Below are 20279 nucleotides of genomic sequence, written 5' to 3' on the forward strand. Positions count from 1 at the left end.
GATCGTTCATGGCGGCCAGCGCCGACCAGGCCGTCGACATCGGCCTCCATAATGATCTGCAATACGCTCTCGGCGATCGTACGCAGGAAATCTCCATCTCCGGTCTTCGCCATCAGTTCGGCAAGCGGTAGTCTGTCGTCCGTCATCGGGATCAACTCCTCGGTGGGCCTGTGACGTGTGGTAACTCCACCTTACCGATGAGCCCGGTGGCCACCGACTTCGAAATCGCATGGGGTTGGGCATGCCCAACCCCATCCGATCACCTTAATCTACACCGGAAATTACACCACGAGCGCGTACGCTAAGTTCAGGCAGATCGGAAGGAGACGCAGCAGGTGGTCGCCGATGCCATTGGGATTACCCGGACCGCCTATGCCAGGTTTGCAAACGGAAAAAGCTGGCCACGCCCCGACACGTTCGAAGCATTGCAGGACTATTTTGAAGTTTTCGGTGAGCAATTGGCTGTGGCCCGGCAACCTGGAGAGAGGGCGACGGGGGCGCGCGGAGCCAAATTTCGACACACTTCGGGCAGACGCAATTCACGACATGGGCCGGTATCTCAGGAAATGTCGAAAGACGAAGAAATATACCCTGCGACAAGTCGCTGCATGGTCAGGCGTATCTGCTGCGCAACTCTCACGCATCGAGCGTGGTGAATGCGCGGATTCGCGGATCATCGGCGTCGTGGACGAAGACAAATATCTCCATAAGGATGAACAGCGGCTGACATTCACAAATCAGATCATCCGCGAAATATACCACGGAACATTCATTCCGCCCGACGAAAAATAACGGCATTTGCGAACATCGTGGCCCGTGTAAACGACCCATCCCGGCCATTCAGCACCCAATTTTACGCTCCCAGGTGCGGACCGGCAGCTTCCTCATCCTGAAGGCCTTGGATGGCCGTTAGAAGACTGGCAGATTTCGGCTATCCGACGCAGCAAAGCGCCACGCCCGGTGACAATACTGTGATTTAGCTGGCTATAAAGCCATTCTTCTGGCGCAGAGCCGCGACATCGATGCCGCCGGCAACCATCTTCTCCTCGGCCTGCCGGATGACGACGGCGGCAAATTCGGACAAATATGGGTCATGCGCCAAAGGCTTGGAAACCTTGGTGTAGACGAGGTCAAACTCTCGGGGAATCCAGGTGTCGAGGGCCGCGAGATTGTGCTGGAGTTGCACCTCGACCGTGTCGAGCGCGCTGGCAAACTTTGCCTCCGTGGTTTCGCGTGCCTCGAACTCTTCGAACAGCGATCGGATTTCGTGACCGACCGCAACCGGCAGCAGCCGCACGATCTCGTCCATCGCGGCAGCTTCCAGAGCCGCCTTTTTGGCCTTGCGATCACTGACCTCGAAATAGGGAATATCGCCGGCGATGCTTTCGACCAGATCATGCACGATCACCATCTTGAGCGTCTTGCCGGTGTCGATGGGCTGCGCCAGCTTGTCGGCCATCAGGATCGCGAGCAGCGACATCATCCAGCTATGCTCGACAACGCTTTCCTGCCGTCCGTCCGAAATCCAGCTATGGCGCAGTTCGCGCTTCAGCCGCTCGGCGACCGCGTAGAACGCCAGCACCGGCGCGATATGCTGCTGCGCGTCTAGCACCGGGTCAGTCGCACCCTGTCGAGCGACATAAGCGGCTTCCAGTTTGTCGAGGAAGCCGAACAATTTTCCGTTCATTTCGGAATAGTCGTCGTCGCGCAGGGCGTCGGGCTGCTGGACGAAACGGTAGTCAGTCAGCGTCGCAAGCTCTGCCTCGGAGGCGGCGATCAGTAGCTCGATAACATCAGGCGTGAATTCCATATGGCACTGGAAGCCATAGACCAGATCGCCATATTCGACGATCTGGCGCGGGCAGCCTTCGCTCGCGGCGATGATCGTCGCGGTTGCGGTGAGGCCGGGCATGTCGTTGTGCCAGTGACCGACCGACAGTTCCGCGCCGAAGTCGGCGAATTAGGATTAGCCCGCCCCTCAGGGGTGAGGCTGATCGGGAACTTGCCGATCTTCTTCTCCGGGCTGTGGCCATGGGCTGCGCCCAGCGCCTCGCCGATCAACTGCGAGCCGAGGCAGATGCCGACGACGGGCTTGCCCGCCTCGACGAACCGGGCGATCAGGCCGCGCTCTGCGGCGGCGTCGAAATGCGGACATTCGTCGGTCGTCGTCGCGGGGGACTGCGGCCCGCCCATGACGATCAGCATGTCATGATCCCGTGCGGAAATGGGTAGGCGCTCGCCATCATAGAGGTGGGTGAAGGACACATCATGCCCGCGCCCACGTGCCCATGTCTCATAGGCGCCTGGCGCTTCGAATGCCTCATGTATGACGAAATGAACTTTCATTGCGATGCTCCATCCAGCACTTCTTTCCCGAACCTGGTGAGTATCCACGTCTGGTCGGGATCAGACGCCGAAATACAGTTTATCCCGCAAGGATCCTGACAACATCCTTCGCCGGACAGCCCTTGCAGCATGATGTCGCGCCATAGCCATTCAGCGGCGACGTCGAAGCGTGGCCAATCCAGGCCGCTGCGTTCGAATAGGCGCTCCACGTGCCCGTTTGCCTGATCGAGTAAAGCGAGCAGCGCCCGTTCGTCCGCCGTCAGCGGTATCGAACGAGCGCCCATGTTCACTTCCCGATCGCAGGCAGTTCGAAAGCGGCCAGCAATGCCGAGAACGTTTCCAGCCCGGCTTCCGGTAGAGGCTGGAGTGGCAAACGGGGGGCACCCGCTTCCAACCCGCGCATCGCCAATCCTGCCTTGACCGTAGTGGGCAGTCCGCCGGTCACGATGAACTGAAGCACCGGCAGGATGCGATAGAACAAGGTGCGCGCGGCGGCGATGTTACCTGCCGCCATAAGCTCGAACAACTGCCGGGGCAGATCGCCCAGCAGGTTCGGCGCGGCTGTGCACCAGCCCGAGGCGCCGGCGGCCAGCGCCTCCAGGGTCATGTGGTTGGCGCCATTGTAGAACGGGATGCTATCGTTCGACAGCGTGCGGATCGCGTGCATCCGGTTGAGGTCACCGCTACTCTCCTTGATGAAGCGCACCGTCTCGATGTCCTGCACCAGCTTCACCAGCAGGGCGGGCGACATATCGACGCCGCTGGTGGCCGGATTGTTGTAGGCCATGATCGGCAGGTCGGTCGCCGCTGCGATGGCGGCATAATGATCGAAGATCTCAGTCTCGCTGAGTTTCCAATAGGCGATCGGGATCACCATCAGCATGTCGGCGCCGGCGTCCGCCGCGAAGCGTGCCTTCTCGACCGCCGCTGCTGTGGTGAGTTCGCTGATCCCGACGATCACAGGTATCCACCCGGCGACGGCCTCGACACCAAGGCGGACGCACTGCTTCCATTCTTCAGCGCTCAGATACGCGCTTTCGCCAGCGCTGCCGAGGAATGCGATCGCTGCTGGACCATCGGCGAGCAAATTTGCCGTGACCTGCCGGAATGCGGTTTCATCAATGCTACCGCCATTGGCGGTGAAGGGCGTGACGGGATAGGCAATGATGCCGTTGATGGAGGTGTCGATCTTCACTTGGCCTCCTCCCGGATGGCAAGACCACCCGCATTCTGGAGCATAGGAGCGTTCTCGCAGGCGAGATACCGCGCGGGCTTGTCAGGGGCGGCGTTAACGTGATGGTGCCACGCCCAGACCGGGATATAGAGTGCATCGCCTACTTCCCATTCGATCCGCCGATCCTCGATCATCGAATAGCCGCGGCCTTCGAGGACTTAGAGGATCGTCTCATAGGTGTGCCGGTGACGGCCCGACCGACCTCCGGGATTGAGGCCGCCGATCGTCATGCTGATCGCATGGCTCGGCAAATCAACGATATGGACCGGATGCTTGCGCTCGGCCGAGAAGCCGCCGCTGATATCACCCTTCTCGACACCTGGATGGGCGAGCCGTTCCGGCATATGGACCTGAATCGATGATGGCGTCCTGCCAAAGTCGGCCGAACCGAATTTCGTTTGTGCTTGCATGGCTGCCTCCGTGTTGGATGTGATCTACAGCGGCAGCCTGCTATTGGTCCAAGACGATATTTCTATTGAAGCGATTGGATTATCCAATAACATGCCGCGATGGACCTTCGCCGCCTCCGTTTCGTCGTCCGGGTTGCCGACGATCACAGCTTCACACGCGCGGCGCAGTCATTGAACGTTTCGCAACCCACGCTATCGCAGCAAGTTCGTGATCTGGAACTGGAGCTGGGTGTCGAACTGTTCCACCGCGGGGCGCGCCGGGTCGAAACGACCGAGGCCGGAGCGCTGGTCGTCCAGCATGCGCGTATCGTTCTCAACGCTGTCGAGGCGCTTCAGGATGCGGTTGTCGAGCATCGGGGACTGAAGCGTGGCCGACTGCATATCGGGGTGACGCAGACATTCAATGCGCTCTACCTGGCGCCGATCCTGACCGCCTTCGCTAGCGACTACCCGGCAATTGATCTGGAAGTAAGCGAACTAGCCAATGCCGAGATCGTCGAGGGCATCATCTCAGGCGCGCTGCACCTCGGTGTCGGTATCCCGCAGGGTGCCGAACTGGACGATGCAGAGCCGCTCTATCGCGACCAGCTCATGTTCGTGTGCCATTCCAGTCATCGCCTGGCACGTGCCAGGACCGTCGCGGTGTGCGAGATTGCAGAGGAAAGCCTGGCTCTGCTGGGAAGCCGATACCGTACGCGTGCGGCGGTGGATTCGTATCTGGGGAGCCACGGTGTGGTGCCTGCGCGTGTGATAGCGTTCAATACGTTCGCCGGCATTTTACAGACGGTCTCGCTCGGCGGGCATTCGGCGATCATGCCGGCCGACATCAGCCGAGGCGCAGGAGTCAACGATCTGCGGTTCATACCCCTGGACCCGCCCCCGCCTGAACGGGTCGTGTGCCTGTTGTCGCCAGCGACCAGCCTCCGCTCGCCGGCTTCATCTGTGATGGCGCAGCGCATTAGGTCCCGGTTCAATCCTGGTGATTACGGTCGGAAATAGGCATCGGCGTCGCGAAAGCGAAATGACTGGAAAGACCTAAAGCTGGTCGACAACACCCTCGCGGGCGAATGTCTGCGTCCGTGCGCGAGGAAACCGCTATTGAACGGCGACAACGGGCGCGTAGCAGGCGATTCCGCCCTCGACCCTTATGGGACACTCAGCCGTCAACTTTCGTTGACCAGTTCCGGACGTTCCGGTTTAACGGCTCTCAACCAACGTTGGCCATTCAAGTTATCTCCCGTCAACGCCCGATCCTGACCCAATTGGTTCTATCAAAGAAACTCGGATCGCATGGAAATTTGGGAATCAGACATTTGCGGCAATGATCTGTTGGCTGATGCTGCCGAAAGGGGATCTGCTGTTTCCAAAGGCAACAAGCGAAACGCGATCGCCGAAACTTAGAAAAGCTGTTTGGGATTTACCTTGCTCGATCATCTCGATCGCGCGGCGTTCGGAGATGCAGCAGGAGCCGAGCGTTGCATAATCGGCGTTGGACACGGTGCCCGATCCGATGATGGTGCCGGCGACCAGATCGCGCGTGCGGGCGGCATGGGCGACAAGCTCGTGAAAGCCGAATGCCATTTCGCCGCCATGGGGATGGCCGAACCAGGCGCCGTTGATGCGGACCTCCAGTGGCAGATGGACGCGGCCGTCTTGCCAGGCCTCGCCCAGTTCATCGGGCGTGACCGCGAAGGGGGCGACAGAGCAGGCGGGCTTGGCCTGAACCCAGCCGAACCCGGTCTTCATCTCGATCGGGGCGATCGCGCGCAGCGACCAGTCGTTGATGAGCAGGACCAGCTTGATATGGGATAGCGCGTCCTGCGCGCTGGTGCCCATCGGCACGGCATCGGTAATGACGCCGAACTCGCCTTCGAAATCGATGCCGTCAGCTTCGCTGGGAAGCGCCACATCCTGCGTTCCGGACAGGAAGCGATCGGACAGGCCCTGATACATGAGCGGCCGGCCGGTTTCGATCGGCGGCAGGTTGAACGCCTTCTGCATCAGCTCACCATGCTGCGGGAAAGCGGAGCCGTCGAGCCATTGCCAGGCGCGGGGCAGGGGGGCGAGCAGCCGGCTTTCGTCCAGCACATCGCCTTCCCCTTGTTCCAGCCGGTCGGCCAGCCGGCGCAGCGCCGGTTCGGCGCTGTCCCATCGCTCGATCGCCTGCTGCAGCGTGTTCGCAATGCCGTCCGCAGGCAGGCAGTGACGGGCATCGCGGGAGACGACGATCAGGCAACCGTCCGGCTGGCCATTATCGAGGGTGGCAAGGCGCATCTCTATTCCTCGAAGATTGCGACCGCGCGGGTCCAGCCGGCCGACGCGCCCTTGATCTTGTGCGGGAAGCAACTGACCATGAAGCCATGGCCGGGCAGGCTTTCCAGATTGTGCAGCTTTTCCAGGTGGCAATAGCCGATGTCGCGGCCAGCCTTGTGCCCTTCCCAGATCAGCGAGGTGTCGCCGGTTTCCTTGACCTTCTGCGCGGTATAACTGAACGGGGCATCCCAGGACCAGGCATCGGTGCCAGTGACGCGCACGCCCCGCTCGGTCAGGTAGATGGTCGCCTCATAGCCCATGCCGCAACCGCGATTGACATAGTCGGGCTGGCCCAGCGCCGTGCCGGCGGCGGTGTTGACCAGCACGATGTCGAGCGGCTGGAGGCTGTGGCCGATGCGCGCCAGTTCAGCCTCGACATCGGTGGCGGTGACGACATAGCCATCGGGGAAATGGCGGAAGTCGAGCTTCACGCCGGGCTGGAAACACCATTCCAGCGGCACTTCGTCGATCGTGATCGATCGCTGCGGTTCGCCGTCGCGGCCATCCATGGTCGGATGGAAATGATAGGGCGCGTCCAGATGCGTGCCGCTATGGGTGGTCAGCTTCACCCACTCGGACGCCGCGAAGCCGGCGCCGTCGGGGGTGTCCTGCGCCGTGACGCCGGGGAAGAACATCGCCAGTTCATGTGCGGTGTCGGCATGGGTTTGATAGGTGATTTCGGGCTTCAGGAACGGCGGGTCGCTGACCACATCGTTGCACAGCATGATCGACAGATCGACGAAGCGGCGGGTCATGCGGTCTTGCCTCCCAGCGTTTCGGCGAACCAGTCGGCGATGCAGTCGCGGCCATAGGCCATATTGTCCGCGCCGACATGTTCGACACCGCCTTCGCGCGGCGTGAAGATCGTCTTTTCGCGGCGGGGGGAGTTGACGAGCTGGTCGTAGAGGTCGTCAGCATAATCGACACTGATCTGGCGATCCTGCGCGCCATGGGTGACCAGGAAGGGCACCGTGATGCGGTCCATATGGCCGTTGAGGTTCATTGCTTCGGATTTGGCCAGAAAGTCCGCCTGATCCTTTGCCCCGAACGCCCAATGGACATGCGCCCAATAATGGGGGACGGGGTTCTCGCCCTCGCGCGCCATGCGCTTGTCCTGCACTTCGCGCCAATTATGGTTGGCGCCCCAGACCGCGCCGCTGGCAAAGCGCGGTTCATAGGCGACGGCGCGCGGCGCGAAATGCCCGCCCAGCGAAATGCCGGTCAGGCCGATCGCCCGGCCATCGACATCGGGTTGCTGTTCCAGCCAGTCGACCGCCTTGCTGGCCCAGCTTTCGCTGTGCGGATCGACGGGCAGATCCTGGAGCCGCAGTGCTTCGCCCGAGCCGGGCTGGTCGACGCAGAGTGTCGAAATGCCACGCCGCGCCAGTTCCTGCGGCAGGCGCGTCCAGTAGAGCAGTTCCTTGCAGCTATCGAGCCCGTTGCAGAAGACCACGACCGGCTTTCTTCCCTCGCCCTGCGCGCGGGTGAAGAGGGCCGGCATTGTTCTTGTCGCCAGCGGTATCTCGACCCGCTCGCGATTGATCCGGCCCAATGCCGTCGACCGGTCAAAGGCTGTGCGTGCCTTCGCATAGGTTGCCTCGCGGCCCGGCGCGCCATGGCCCTGCATCCGCTCGGCAGTGATCAGATAGAGCGCGGCACGCTCCATCTTGTTGGAGGCGGAGAATAGCCGGCCCTGCGCCTCATCCTGCGCCGCCAGTTCCAGCAGCTTGTCGCCCATCGCTGCCCAGGCCTTCATGAACATGGGCGTGCCCGCGTCGGCGCCGCTGTCGGCGGCGTCGCGGATCGGCTTGCACATGTCGATGATCTCGCCGAGCTGCGCGCCCGATTCCATCGCGATCGCGACCGACAGGTTCCAGATATAGTTGGGGAAATATTCGAATAGCGCCACGGTTTATGCCTCCCCCCTCAAACTTCTACAGCCTGGAACAGGCCCTTGTCGGGCTCGGGATGGGGCATGGTCTGGGGGCCGCCGACGCCGATGCCCCACTGGTCCATCACCTTGGGGCCGGGCACATGGACCTTGGGTTGGTGGTGCTCGAAATCCACATATTCCAGTTCGGACGTATATTCGACCGCGAAGCCTGCCGGCGTGGTGAAGTAGCTGAACGTATTGTTCCCGGCCGTGTGGCGCCCCGGTCCCCAGCGAATGTCGGTGCCCTTCTGACGCAGCCGGTTGATGCCGACCATCATGTCGTCGACGCTGGGCATATCATAGGCGACATGGTTGAGGCAGGGCGGTCCGGGTAGGATGGCGAGGCGGTGGTGCGCGCCGTTGCAGCGCAGGAAACACATGAAATCGCCTAGCCAGTCCGACACCTTGAAGCCCAGCACGTCGCAGAACCACTGCACCAGGGCCTGGTGGTTCGGCGAGTGCAGCACGATATGGCTGATCCGCTGCGGCACGCCTTCCCATTGTGCGATGGCGCGGGGCGCGCGCCGGGCAACGTCGCTCGAAATCTCGAACGGCAGGCCGTCGGGCGAGAAGAAGCGGAAGCCATAGCCGCCGCCCAGCGTGTCGAGATCGTGCGGGGCGCAGATGATCCGCGCGCCCGATGCGGCGACCCGATCATGCAGGGCATCGACATCGGCCCGGCTGTCGGCCGCCAGCGCGATCACATCGATGCGCTTGTCTGCCGCGGCACGCAGCCGCACGACATAGGCTTCCTCGCCGCCATCGGCTGCGAAATGGACCATGCCATCCTTTTCGCCCGCCTCGACCAGCTTCCACTGGTCGGCATAAAAGGCGCGTTCGGCCTCCAGATCGGGCACGGCATAGCCGACATAGCGGATTTCGGTGACGCGGCTCATTCTGTCTGCTCCGGAACGGGTAGGGAAAGGTCAAAGGCGACGTCCGCGGCCGATCGGCCGGCGAACAGGCGGGGCGTGGCGATGTCGCGCCAGCCATCGCACCAATATTGCAGGCGGCGGCGCAGGATCGGGATTGCCAGTTGTCGCCGCTCGCCCGGTTCCAGATGGACCTTGGCAAAGGCGACCAGCGCCAGTTCGGGCTCGCGCCGATAGATCTGGATGACATCGCTGCCAGAGCGATCGGACTGGTTATGCATCTGGGCACGGACGATGAGGCCACCGTCATGGCCGGGAACGATATCGACATCGTCCAGCGCGATGTCCGCATAGCCGAGGCCGGCGCCCAGCGTGTGGCGCGGATCGGCCATGCCGCGATAGCCGATCCGCCGGCCCTCGTCGTAGCGCAGGTCGCCCTTCTCGTCGGGCGTCAGGGCCAGGGCGGGATAGTCGGCATCGGTTCGTGCGATCGAGACCGGCATGCGCCCGCCCGGCTCCCGGTCGCCGGCCAGAACCTGCGCGATCGCGGTGCCGAATGCCTCGCCGGGATACCAGGCGATCAGCAGCGCTGCCGCTTTCTCCTCCCAACTCGTGTCGAAGGCATGGCCGACATTGGCGACAATGATGGTGCGTGGATTGGCGGCGGTCACGGCATCGATCAGCGCCAGTTGATTGTCCGGCAGGCTGGTGTGGCTGCGGTCCTTGCTCTCGACGCTCGCGTCCGACGTTTCGCCGACCATCAGGATGACGGCATCGGCCTGCTGTGCCAGGGCGACGGCACGGCCCAGCATCGCCTCGGGCGTGTCGGGGCGGCGAATGCCATACCATAGGCCGTGGACGCGGGCGGGCTGGTAGACGAACTCGACATCGATCGCATAGCTCTGCCCGGCCTTGAGGGATGCGCGGGCATCACGGGCATCGCCGCTCTTGAGCTTGCCCATCACGTCCGACGAGGGAATGGCCTCGTCCAGCACCAGCAGGTCGACGCCATCGATGCGCATCCGCACCGGCCCGGTGGCGCCCAGATGAAAGCTGTGATCGCCATCATGCTCGGCCCGGAACAACCCGCGTGCGACGATCCGGGCAGGGCGGTCGAGTGCGGCGATGTCGTCATGCACGCCGGCGAACCAGACCAGCGAGTTGGTATCGCGCGTCTCGCTGTGGATCAGCCGGGCGTCGTCCGCCGGACCATCATAATAGTCGATCGTCATGCCATGGGCATAACCGTCGCCCAGATCGCGGGCGGGTGCGACCGGCATCGACGGCAGGCGCGGCTGAGGATCGACACCGGGTTCATAATCGACCCGCGCCTTGCCGGCATAGCGCGCCTGGATCGCCTCCAGCGGGCGCGCCGCATCCGGCGTCACGGCGATCTTGGCGAAGGTGCCACCCTGGTAACAGGGGGCGGCCGCATTGGGGCCGATGATGGCGATATGGCGGTCGCGACCGGGTTCCAGCGGCAGGATCGCCTGTTCGTTGCGCAGCATCACGAAGCCGGCGGCTGCGGCCTCCACCAGCAGCGCCTGGGCATCGGCGCCCTGGATCGGAACATGCTTGTCCCCCTTGAAGCGGCGGGCGGCGGTGGCGACCCGCGATGCGGCATCCGTCACGCGCTGCCCGCGGACCAGTCCGTCGGCCAGCGCGGCCGCCGCCTTCGCGCCCAGGAAGCGGGCTGGCCCCGGCATTTCCAGGTCCAGGCCGGCGGTCAGCGTTGCGACGGTCGAATGGGTGCCGAACCAGTCGCTCATCATCACGCCGGGAAAGCGCCACTCGCCTTTGACGATGGTCGTGATGACATGATGATGCTCGGCGCACCATTGGCCGTTCAGCCGGTTATAGGCGGTCAGCATGCCGCCGACGCCCGCCTCGGCGCACAGTTCGAAGGGGAGCAGATAGATTTCGCGCAAGGTGCGTTCGCTGACCACCGCGTTCATCCGGTCGCGATCGGTCTCGCTGTCGTTGCAGACCAGATGCTTGGCGACCGATGCGGTGCCAGTGCTTTGCAGGCCGCTGGCCCAGGCGGCGCCCAACAGGCCGGCGAGCAGCGGCTCCTCCGAATAATATTCGAACGCCCGGCCGGCGAGCGGGCTGCGCGCCAGATTGACATTGGGGGCAAGAACCATGTCGACGCCCATGCGGATCGCCTCGCCACCGACCAGCGCACCGACGCGCATGTTGAGGTCGATGTCCCAGCTGGCGCCCAGCGCGGTCGGGCAGGGGGTGAGCAAGGCAATGTCGCGTTCGTCCACGCGTCCGCTGGCAATGCCCATCGGCCCGTCTGCCATCGCCAGCGAAGGGATGCCCGCTTCAGCATAGCCGACCGTCGTCCACATGGTGGCGCCGGCGCTCATCGCCAGTTGCTGGTCGATCGTCAGGCCGGACATGCGGCGCCCTCCATGGCGAAGTGCATGATCTGTCGCGCCTGGGCGCGGACCGCATTGGCGATGCCTTCATCACACAGCGCGCCGTCGGCATCGAAGGGGCGCTGCTCGACCGAGTTGACCGCAACCCCGACCGGCGTCGGCCAGCCGCGCATCGCATGGATGACATCGCGCAGCGCCGACAGGGTGGTGCCGCAGGCCTGCCAGCCGGCCGCCGTGACGACCAGGCCGACCGGACGACCATCGAAATAGACACGGCTGTCGCCGCGCAGATCTTCCAGCAGGTCGATCGCATTCTTCACCAGCCCGGAATAGCCACCATGATAGCCCGGACTGCCGATGACGATGCCATCGGCGGAACGGATGGCATCGACCAGCGCGCGTTCCTCGGCCGTGCGGTCGGGATGCTCGGGATTGAAATGGGGCAGGCGGGCGAGGGCCGGGCCGTCGAACATCGTCGTCTCGGCGCCCAGATGCTCGCATTCCTTCAGGATCGCACGCACGATCCGCTCGCTGGAAGATGCCTGGCGGAATGTGCCGCCTAGGCCGACGATCCGCTTCGGGCGGGCGCCATGATGACCGGACATGTCCATACTCCTCGAAATGGCGCGGCCTTCTTGCGGGCCGCGCTCATCAGTGCATTGGGGTTCAGGCGTCGACCTTCGCCTTGAAGGCGGGCATGACCTTGTCCGACAGCAGGCGCAGCGTCTGGTTGCCCAGGCGCAGCCGCTCCTCGGTCAGCGGACCGGTGGTGGTGCCGCACAGGATGTTGCCGATGCCCAGTTCCTCATAGGGTTTGAGATGCTCGATGACGGTTTCGGGCGAGCCATAGAGGCACCATGTGCCGATCCAGTCCTCGGTCAGCGCATTGGGGGTGCGATCGGTCTTCTTGTTGGCCGAATCCGATTCCGCGCGGGCGTTGAAAGCGGCCTCGCGCTCGATCGCATCCTGATAGGAGCGCAGGATGATTTCCAGTTCCTCGCGCGCCTGCTCGTCGGTTTCGGCGACATGCACGACCTGATAGGTGTGGGTGGTCCAATCCAGCGCTCGGGCGATGGCTTCCTGCGAATGGCCTGCTTCGTCCAGCATCTGGCGATAGACGCCGAAATATTTGGCGACATGCTTCATCGGCTCGGTGCCGCCGATCTGCGGCGGGGTGAAGGCGGGAATGAAGGCGGGCCAGGCATTTTCGGCTGCCCGGCGCGCGCTCGTCTCCTTCATCGCGACCGGCATCAGCCGGGCATGGCCGGACGAATATTGTGCCGGCGCGATCCGCTGCAGCACGCGGCCCTTGTGCGGGCCATTGTCGATCTCGACCGCCGGGTCTTCCATCTGTTTGGCCCAGAGCTGCTCGGCGATGGCAAGGTTCGCCTCGGAGATGGCGCCGGCTTCCTTGTAGTTGACGCCGAAGCCGATCATTTCCTCGGGCGTGGTGCCGCTGCCCACGCCGACCAGCAGCTTGCCGTCGATCAGCTGGTCCAGGATATTGATGCGCTCGACGAAGCGGACCGGGTGATGGAGCGGGACCGAAACGACGGAAAAGCCGAAATGCATCTGCGGCAGCTTCGCCGCGAGATAGGAGGCGAACATGAAGCTGTCGGACGCGATCGGCATGTAACCGTTGAAATGATGGTCGGGCAGGAAGATCGCATCGAAGCCCAGACCGGCCGCCTGGGTCGCGTGCGCGGTCAGGTCGTGGATCAGTTTGCGATCCTCGTCGGGCGCCATCGAACGAGCGTTCAGAAACACAGAAAAGCGCATTTTTCCCCTCCATGGCTGCCCTTTGGGCGCGCATATGACGACTTGTTTACATTGGCGGCCAAAGCCGTCAGAATGAATCTCAATTAGAACCAATGTTCTTATTATCGATAGGGTCTTTATGTCTTCAGTGTCAACCGAGAAAACGAAGGATGATTCTATTTCTGGTTCGGGGGAGGCCAGTCGCGTGCCTCAGCAGGGCCGCAGCCGGGCGTCTTACGAGCGCATGCTGGCGGCCGCCGAGAAGCTGATGGTGAAGCGCGGCAATGACGATTTCACGCTCACCGAAGTGGCCAAGGCCGGCAAGGTGTCGATCGGCTCCATCTATCTGCGCTTCGACAGCAAGGATGACCTGATCCGCGCGGTCCATGGCCGCGTCCTCGGCCGGATCGGCGAGGAACAGGACACCATGATGCAGGCGATCGGTGACAAGGCGACCAGCCTCGACGATTTCGCGCGTCTGTTCGTGGAGGCCTATGCCGAACTGCTCAAGAGCTACAGCCCGGTGCTGCGCCCGATCATGTTCCGCGCCATCTATGACGAGACGATCTCGTCGCTCGGGCGGACCTCGGCGGAAAAGCTGACGCAGGAGGCGGAGGCGCAGATGATGCGCTATGCATCCGAGTTCGGCCGGCCCGATCATGCCCGGCTGGTCGGCAATGCCTTTCGCATGATCTATTATACGCTCGCCCGTTTCCTTGGCCTCGGCTCCTCGCCGGAAGCGGCCAATCAGGGCAATTGGGAGGAACTGAAGGAAGATCTCGCGATCATGTGCGCGGCCTTCCTGCGCGCGACGGGCAAATAGGCGCCCGCCACCTCAAGCGTCGGGGTTGGCGAGCCGCAGCCCCGCGCCATAGAAGCGGACGATGCCGGGGCCATCCGCCTGCACGCACAGTTGGAAACCGAAGCGGGTGGTAATCGCCGGGCTGATCGGCAGGTCGGTGCGCAGCCGGTTGCACGCCGGATAATAATGCCGCCACATTTCGGGCGGATCGAACGGTTCGGGCGTGCCGGTCATTGGCTGGTTGGGCGGGCACAGATGCTGGCGCTCCATCCCGCCATGATGGACGCAGACCCAACTGAGGATCGCGCCTTCTTCGGACTCCCACAGCAAGGACACCTGGTCGACCAGGCTGCCGGCAGGAAGCTGGAAAGGGAAATGGAACCAGATCTTGCGGTCCGGTCGGATGCGGAAGCTCGACGAGAAGCCACGATGGAAGCCGCGCCCCTGCGACCAGGGCTGGTCATCCACGACGTCGATCCAGTCGGCGCCGCTTTCCTGCAATTGCACGGCGGCCGGGGCCAGCCATAGTTCCTGGGGCAAGCCCATGCCGCTTCCTTCTCAGGGATGGGGGTGTTCCGGCATGGCGGCGTGGTTCGCCGCCATGCCGGTCCCCCGTCAGGCTGCGAGTTGCAGCTCGCGCCCGGTCTTCGTTGTGGGAACGAAGGGCAGGTAGGATACGCGCATGCGCACGGCGATATCGACCTTGTGCGCGCCGGGCGTCAGCCCGCCCGGACGCAGCACCGTCACGGTCGCCTTCTCGCCGAAATTCCAGCGATCGTCATAGACCGTCTCCATCTCGTCCAGCGTCCAGCTGCGGCCGCGGACAGAGAAGCGGACATCCTCGCGCGCGACCGGATCGCCATCGATGGAGAGGCCGATATCCTCGATCATCGAGAGACCAAGTCCCCGATAATAGGGCAGGCGGGCGAGCAGCGAGAAGCCGATCGTCTCGCCATTGTCGACGACGTTCGCAAAGCCTTCGTCGCACAGCATCATCTTGTCGAACATGGGTGCGGCTCCTTAGGCGGCGAGGGCAGAGGGGGTGGGTTCGCCGATCAGCGACTTCAGCATTTCCTGCTGGCGGCGGACCTGCTCGACGGAATCGACCTCATGGGCATCCTCGATCCAGCGATTGCCTTCATATTCCGAGCAGATATAGCCCTTGTAGCCGCCCTGCTTGAGCACCCTGACGATCTCGTCATAGGGGATGGAAGGCTCGACCAGATTTTCGTCCATCTGGTAGAATTTGCCATGGACGTTGTGGATGCGGTGCATGAAGTCGAGCATCCGCTTGGGTTCATAGGCGGCATTGTGGCGCAGCGTTTCCGCCATGCCCAGCGCCGGCCCTTCGCCGCCCATCTCGCGCACGTTCAGGATCACATATTCGGACAGGACACGGTCCTCATAGGCGGTCTCGATATAGTCGGCGATCTTCTGCGGCACGCCGTTGCGGATGAAGCGCTCCTTCCAGACCGGCGGGAACTTGAACAGGAACATGCCCATGTCGGGCAGGAAGCCCAGCGCGTCCGACCCCGATTTCTCGAAGGCTTCGGCATGGCGGATGATCCAGGGATGGTCGAAATGCAGCGGCGCATGCACCTCGATCAGGATCTTGATGTTCTTTTCCTCGGCATAGGGCGCTGCGGCAACCAGCACTTCGGGGGCGATCGAAACGAGCGCGCGGATATATTTCATGCCCAGCCGCGCGCCGAAGTCGATATCCTTCTTCACGCTGGCGACCTGCTCCTCGAAGGGCATCACGCGACCCTTGTAGCGCTTGTAATCGAGCATGAAGTCGTGGCTGACGGCGGTGGCGTCATATTTTTTGATGAGCGCATGCCACTCGTCGATCTTCGCCTCGTCGACGCTGGCTTCGGGCCAGCCCCAGAAGGTCTGCTCGCCGATGATCTCGATGCCCAGTGCGCCCATGTTGGCACAGGTCTTGAAGCAATCCTCCAGGCTCATCTTCCCTTGGAAGGTCTCGTGCTGGAAACTGTAGAGGCTCACGCCCCGCTTGATGTCGCTTGTCATATGTTACTCCGCAGGAGCGATGGTGGGGGTCGGGGTGCGCGGCGCGCGGACCAGACCGATCACGATGGCGGCGATGACGCCTACCAGACCCGCTGCAAGGAACGCGCCCTGCATGGTTCCGACGAGGTTTTCGGCCTGATGCACTGCCCAGGGGCTGGAGAATTGGCCGAAGAAGAAACAGGCGGTCCACACGCCCATGCCGCGGCCGCGATGCTCGAACGGCAGCTTGCTCTGCGCCCAGGAAATGATGGTGGGCACCGCCATGCCGGCACCGGTCTGCTGGACGATCAGCGCTGCGACCAGCCAGCGCCAGTCGGGCGCCAGACCGATGCCGGCGAGGCCGATGCCGAGCAGGCCGAAGAAGGTGGCGAGCTGCACGGTCTGCGGGCGATTGCCCATCAGGCGGAAGATCAGCGCCCCCAGCATCACGAACAGGCTGGGAATGGCGGTCAACTGACCGATCCGCGCCGGGTCCATCACGCCGACCTCGCGCCAGGCGAGCGAGCCGCTGATGATGAAGACATAATAGAGGGCCGACGCGACCAGCGTCACGCCGCCGATCAGCGCGACCGATGCGGTCGGGAAGGGCGTGCGCGGGGCCTTCTCGCTTTGGGCGATGTCGGCAATGGTGGCGCCGTCGGCGCGGCGCGGCTCGAACAGCCAGAGCAGCATCGCAATGAAGATCGGGAAGGCGACGGCATAGACCATGAAGATGCCGTTCCAGCGCACCGACGAGGCCGCGCCCGACAGCAGGATCACGCCCGACGCGAAGAAAGGACCACAAATGCCCTGCAGGAACAGCCAGTCCTTGCGCCCGCGATCGTCCCAATAATCGGCGATCAGCGTGTTGACGATGGTCAGGATCGCCGCTTCCGCCACCCCCAGCAACAGCCGGCAGGCGATCAGCGCGTTCAGGCTGTCGAGGAAGAAGGGGGCGGTGCCGACGATGCCATAGAGCAGGGTGGCGCCGATCAGCAGGGGGCGACGACCGAAACGATCGACGAAGAAACCGGCGAAGGGCGCGATCAGCGCGATCGTCAGGCCCGGCGCCGACACCATCATCGGCACTTTCCAGCGCGCGTCGGGATCGGTTGCAAAATGATCGATGATCGCCGGGATGGCCGGGAACATCGACACGATCGCGAAGATCGGCAGAAATCCGGCGACGACGATGGTGATGCCCTGGGGGACCAGCGACAGGCGCCGGAAAAAATCTAAGACGGAACGCACCGACCTCAGGCTCCTCTGACCGGGCGACTCATTGCCGCCTCTAATTAGAACTAGTATTCGTCTATTGGTTGCGGCGGGGCCTGTCAATCCGCTGTCGGGCGCCCGGCAATACGCAATGCTCCGTAGCCCGGCGACCGCTGAAGCCGCCGGGCATAAGGCTTCATTGCTGTATATATTCCTTGGCTTCGTCGAGCACCGGCAGGGTCACCTTGCCGGTCGCGGCCCATTCGCTGCCGCGCAGGATCAGGGTCTGCAGCCCCGCAAAATGCAGCGATACCTCGTCATGGCCGAGCGTCATGGAAAAGACCCGACCCTTGCCATAGTCGGCGGTCCAGACCTGTGGATGATCGGCATCCATGCCCTTCATCGCCTTGAGCTTTTCGGGCGTGTAGGCGGCGGCGGGATATTTGTGGCCGGCGATCTTCGCATCATAGCTCGCCGCACTGTCATGCGCGGTTGCCAGCACCCTTATCCTGGCATCCGGGTCCATCCGCATGTTGGTGTACATGTCGTCATTATAGGTCCAGACATATTCGCGCATGCCCGCCGTGATCGGATGGGTGCGATCGACGATATGGACGGGGAAGGCGCCCGGCGGCGAGCGGCGGCTCGATCCCGGCTCCATCACCGCGCCGATCAGGCGCTGATAGTCCGGCCAGTTCGCGCCGAAGGTGAAGGAGGAATGATAGGCGACCAGCCCGCCGCCCTGGCGGACATAGTCGAACAATGCCTGTTCCGCCGTCTTCGACCAGCGATGCTCGGTCGGGTCGGCATAGTTCCAGCGGCTCGAATAGTTGAGCAGGACGACATCGTAATTCTTCAGTGTCGCCAGGTCGCCATGGTCGAAATCCTCGGTGACGCGCACGTCGAACCGGCCGCTATCCTGCATCATGGTGCGCAGCATGTTGTTCACGCCGGTCCAATCATGCTCATAGCTGTTCTGGCCGCTGATGATCAGCAATCTGATCCGTTTTTCGGTCGGATCGACAGGTATGCCCACCCGCTGCACCGTCTCGGGCGGGCGGTATTTGACGTTGACGATGACCTGCGCGGCGGCCGGGGCAGCAAGCAGGGCAAGGCTGGTGATCGCAAGGTGGAGACGCTTCATAGACAGGATCCCTCTCTTCGCTTTCTGATTTTGTCCGGACCGGGGCACGTCGGTCGATAGCCGGGCTGCGCGCAGGCGCAGGACGCGGCACGCGATGGCGCACTCGTGGCAATGTCTGGAAATGTCAGTCCGATGATTCGCACGGCATAACAAAGCCGGCGGCAAAATTATTAGAATAAAAATTCTGGTTGTCGAGCGGATTATGCGCAAGGGAGGAAATGCGGCTGTCAGGCGCCTTGACGAAACTGCGATCTTCGATATCTATTACTAGAATAATAATTCTATAAATGTGAGCGGGGCGATGCTGGCGGTCGAAGGGGAAGGGGTGAAGGTCGGGGCAAAGCCCAATGCGGTGCGCAGCGCGATCGATCATGCGCTGGCGCTCAGCAAGCGGCAACGGACGGTGGCACTGGCCATCGTCGCGACCGCGATGGTGCTCGACCTGGTCGACATGACGATCATCAATGTCGCGGTGCCCACGCTCCAGGCACAACTGGGGGCGAGCGACGCCGAAGTGCAATGGATGGTCGCGGGCTATTCGACCATCTTCGCCCTGCTGCTCATCACCGGCGGGCGACTGGGCGATATTCTCGGCTACAAGCGTGCCTTCCTGATCGGCGTGGCCGGCTTTACCCTGACATCCTTGCTGTGCGGAATGGCGCAGACACCCGGCCAACTGGTCGCCGCGCGCCTGCTTCAGGGCGGGGCGGCCGCGATCATGCTGCCGCAGGTCATGTCGCTGACGCAGATCATGTATCCGCCGCATGAGCGCATGGCCGCGCTCGGCCTGTTCGGCATATTGGGCGGTCTGGCGGCGGTGCTGGGGCCGGTGATCGGCGGGCTGCTGCTCAGCGCCAACCTGATGGGCCTTGGCTGGCGTTCGATCTTCCTCGTCAATCTGCCGATCGGACTGGTCGCGCTGATATTGGCGACGCGCATCCTGCCCGGCGGGCGATCGGCGCACAGCCCCCGGCTCGACATGACCGGCACCCTGCTCGTCATGCTGCTCCTTTTCCTGCTGATCTTTCCGCTGATCCAGGGGCGGGACTATGGCTGGCCGCTCTGGGGATTCGGCCTGATGGCGGCCAGCCTGCCGATCGGACTGCTGCTGGTCCGGCACAGCCGCGCCCGCATGGCGCGGGACGGATCGGCGCTGATCGTGCCGGACCTTTTCCAGGCGCGCGGTTTTTCCTTCGGCCTGCTGACGACGCTGGCCTTCCAGGTCGCGACCGGCGGCCTGCTCTTCACCCTGACGCTGGCGCTCCAGCGCGGGCTGCATTTCACCGCGGCACAGGTCGGCATCGCCCATGTCCCCTATGCCTTCGGCGCCTCCTTCGCGATCGGCATGTTGTCGCGCAAGGCGTTGCCGCGCTTCGGGCCGATCATCATCAGTTGGGGCGCGCTGCTGATGATCGCCGGTCTGATCGTGCTGACCCTGTTGCTCAATGCGGCGGATCTGATCGTGGTGAGCCCGCTGCTGATCGCGCCGCCTTTGCTTGCCATGGGGCTGGGCATGGGGCTGGTCGGCGGTCCGCTGCCGCCCTGCACCTTGTCGGAGGTGGATGTCGGCCATGCCGGTTCGGCCTCGGGGCTGCTCAAGGCGACCCAGCAACTGGGCGCCGCGATCGGCGCGGCGGCGATCGGTACGCTGTTCTTCCTGATCCAGCCGGACGAGCGCATGGGCCGGGCGGAGGCGATTGCGGCCTTCACCCTGTCTGCCTCCGTCGTGTGCGCAATGCTGGTTGTGGTGGCACTGCTCGCGCTCGCTATTCCGCGCCAGCTGCGTATCCGCGGACAATGATTGTATCGAAGCGAAAACTGGCGCTTGCCGATCGCGTGATGGCTCGATAAAAAATAG

Annotated in this window: 21 protein-coding genes and 3 pseudogenes; 5 read left to right on the plus strand and 19 right to left on the minus strand. The window is 63.3% G+C overall.

All coding sequences use genetic code 11. From position 1 onward, the window contains the following. Positions 1-146, minus strand: a pseudogene (locus AC13EK_RS12715) (IS256 family transposase); the annotation flags it as partial. A 189-nt stretch (positions 147-335) separates the two neighbouring features. Here AC13EK_RS12715 and AC13EK_RS12720 point away from each other — a divergent pair. Next, positions 336-434 (plus strand): annotated as a pseudogene (locus tag AC13EK_RS12720) (helix-turn-helix domain-containing protein); the annotation flags it as partial. 16 nt (positions 435-450) lie between these two features. Beyond that, entirely contained in the window at positions 451-792 is a 342-nt protein-coding gene (locus tag AC13EK_RS12725; protein WP_483022226.1) for a helix-turn-helix domain-containing protein, read from the plus strand. Between the two features lie 184 nt (positions 793-976). Here the strand turns inward: AC13EK_RS12725 and AC13EK_RS12730 are convergent, their stop codons facing one another. The 6 genes and pseudogenes from AC13EK_RS12730 to AC13EK_RS12755 form a co-directional block, all read right to left on the minus strand. Next, a complete protein-coding gene (locus AC13EK_RS12730; RefSeq protein ID WP_338329091.1) occupies positions 977-1810 on the minus strand; it encodes an HD domain-containing protein in 834 nt (277 codons plus the stop codon). Further along, the gene (locus AC13EK_RS12735) at positions 1777-2205 is read right to left on the minus strand and encodes a glutamine amidotransferase-related protein (RefSeq protein ID WP_234792112.1); all 429 of its coding nucleotides are present in this window, start codon (positions 2203-2205) and stop codon (positions 1777-1779) included. The genes AC13EK_RS12730 and AC13EK_RS12735 overlap by 34 nt, the downstream gene beginning before the upstream one ends. A 137-nt stretch (positions 2206-2342) precedes the next feature. Next, positions 2343-2636 carry a hypothetical protein gene (locus AC13EK_RS12740; protein WP_483022227.1) on the minus strand — a complete coding sequence of 98 codons (294 nt, stop codon included), beginning with the start codon at positions 2634-2636 and terminating at the stop codon, positions 2343-2345. Next, positions 2633-3541 carry a dihydrodipicolinate synthase family protein gene (locus tag AC13EK_RS12745; protein ID WP_202968914.1) on the minus strand — a complete coding sequence of 303 codons (909 nt, stop codon included), beginning with the start codon at positions 3539-3541 and terminating at the stop codon, positions 2633-2635. The genes AC13EK_RS12740 and AC13EK_RS12745 overlap by 4 nt, the downstream gene beginning before the upstream one ends. Beyond that, positions 3538-3726: pseudogene (locus AC13EK_RS12750) on the minus strand (cupin domain-containing protein); the annotation flags it as partial. The gene AC13EK_RS12745 and the pseudogene AC13EK_RS12750, both read right to left, overlap by 4 nt. Positions 3727-3738: 12 nt before the next feature. Next, a complete protein-coding gene (locus AC13EK_RS12755; RefSeq protein ID WP_202968910.1) occupies positions 3739-3990 on the minus strand; it encodes a hypothetical protein in 252 nt (83 codons plus the stop codon). A 99-nt stretch (positions 3991-4089) separates the two neighbouring features. Between AC13EK_RS12755 and AC13EK_RS12760 the strand changes: the two genes are divergently transcribed. After that, positions 4090-4989 carry a LysR substrate-binding domain-containing protein gene (locus AC13EK_RS12760; RefSeq protein ID WP_069336354.1) on the plus strand — a complete coding sequence of 300 codons (900 nt, stop codon included), beginning with the start codon at positions 4090-4092 and terminating at the stop codon, positions 4987-4989. Positions 4990-5295: 306 nt separating this feature from the next. Here the strand turns inward: AC13EK_RS12760 and AC13EK_RS12765 are convergent, their stop codons facing one another. The 7 genes from AC13EK_RS12765 to AC13EK_RS12795 all read right to left on the minus strand — a co-directional run bounded on the left by AC13EK_RS12765 (position 5296) and on the right by AC13EK_RS12795 (position 13271). Continuing rightward, entirely contained in the window at positions 5296-6264 is a 969-nt protein-coding gene (locus AC13EK_RS12765) for a fumarylacetoacetate hydrolase family protein (RefSeq protein ID WP_069336353.1), read from the minus strand. 2 nt (positions 6265-6266) lie between these two features. Next, on the minus strand, positions 6267-7058 hold the full coding sequence (locus AC13EK_RS12770) for a cyclase family protein (protein ID WP_037511429.1): 792 nt from the start codon (positions 7056-7058) through the stop codon (positions 6267-6269). Next, positions 7055-8212 (minus strand): alpha/beta hydrolase family protein, encoded by a 1158-nt coding sequence (locus tag AC13EK_RS12775; RefSeq protein WP_069336352.1) that lies wholly within the window; start codon positions 8210-8212, stop codon positions 7055-7057. The genes AC13EK_RS12770 and AC13EK_RS12775 overlap by 4 nt, the downstream gene beginning before the upstream one ends. A gap of 17 nt (positions 8213-8229) precedes the next feature. Continuing rightward, on the minus strand, positions 8230-9132 hold the full coding sequence (locus AC13EK_RS12780; protein WP_069336351.1) for a VOC family protein: 903 nt from the start codon (positions 9130-9132) through the stop codon (positions 8230-8232). Then, positions 9129-11513, minus strand: a complete 2385-nt coding sequence (locus tag AC13EK_RS12785) for a beta-glucosidase (protein WP_069336350.1) — start codon at positions 11511-11513, stop codon at positions 9129-9131. Before AC13EK_RS12785 ends, AC13EK_RS12780 begins: the two co-directional genes overlap by 4 nt. Further along, positions 11501-12097 carry an NADPH-dependent FMN reductase gene (locus tag AC13EK_RS12790; protein ID WP_234792110.1) on the minus strand — a complete coding sequence of 199 codons (597 nt, stop codon included), beginning with the start codon at positions 12095-12097 and terminating at the stop codon, positions 11501-11503. The genes AC13EK_RS12785 and AC13EK_RS12790 overlap by 13 nt, the downstream gene beginning before the upstream one ends. Before the next feature lie 61 nt (positions 12098-12158). Beyond that, complete coding sequence (locus AC13EK_RS12795) at positions 12159-13271, minus strand: LLM class flavin-dependent oxidoreductase (protein WP_069336348.1); 1113 nt, start codon at positions 13269-13271, stop codon at positions 12159-12161. A 184-nt stretch (positions 13272-13455) separates the two neighbouring features. Here AC13EK_RS12795 and AC13EK_RS12800 point away from each other — a divergent pair, with 184 nt between their 5' ends. Continuing rightward, on the plus strand, positions 13456-14073 hold the full coding sequence (locus tag AC13EK_RS12800) for a TetR/AcrR family transcriptional regulator (protein ID WP_234792101.1): 618 nt from the start codon (positions 13456-13458) through the stop codon (positions 14071-14073). Positions 14074-14085: 12 nt separating this feature from the next. On the opposite strand, the gene AC13EK_RS12805 is transcribed toward AC13EK_RS12800, so the two are convergent. The 5 genes from AC13EK_RS12805 to AC13EK_RS12825 form a co-directional block, all read right to left on the minus strand. Continuing rightward, entirely contained in the window at positions 14086-14598 is a 513-nt protein-coding gene (locus AC13EK_RS12805; RefSeq protein ID WP_069336346.1) for a hypothetical protein, read from the minus strand. 69 nt (positions 14599-14667) lie between these two features. Next, positions 14668-15060 (minus strand): C-glycoside deglycosidase beta subunit domain-containing protein, encoded by a 393-nt coding sequence (locus AC13EK_RS12810; RefSeq protein ID WP_069336345.1) that lies wholly within the window; start codon positions 15058-15060, stop codon positions 14668-14670. Positions 15061-15072: 12 nt separating this feature from the next. After that, complete coding sequence (locus tag AC13EK_RS12815) at positions 15073-16083, minus strand: sugar phosphate isomerase/epimerase family protein (RefSeq protein ID WP_069336344.1); 1011 nt, start codon at positions 16081-16083, stop codon at positions 15073-15075. Between the two features lie 3 nt (positions 16084-16086). Then, complete coding sequence (locus AC13EK_RS12820) at positions 16087-17313, minus strand: MFS transporter (RefSeq protein ID WP_037511406.1); 1227 nt, start codon at positions 17311-17313, stop codon at positions 16087-16089. Between the two features lie 160 nt (positions 17314-17473). Further along, on the minus strand, positions 17474-18421 hold the full coding sequence (locus AC13EK_RS12825) for a ThuA domain-containing protein (RefSeq protein ID WP_069336343.1): 948 nt from the start codon (positions 18419-18421) through the stop codon (positions 17474-17476). A 289-nt stretch (positions 18422-18710) separates the two neighbouring features. Here AC13EK_RS12825 and AC13EK_RS12830 point away from each other — a divergent pair, with 289 nt between their 5' ends. Then, the gene (locus tag AC13EK_RS12830) at positions 18711-20222 is read left to right on the plus strand and encodes an MFS transporter (RefSeq protein WP_483022228.1); all 1512 of its coding nucleotides are present in this window, start codon (positions 18711-18713) and stop codon (positions 20220-20222) included. The last annotated feature ends 57 nt before the right edge of the window (positions 20223-20279 follow it).

This window comes from Sphingobium sp. L-44, assembly GCF_056859495.1.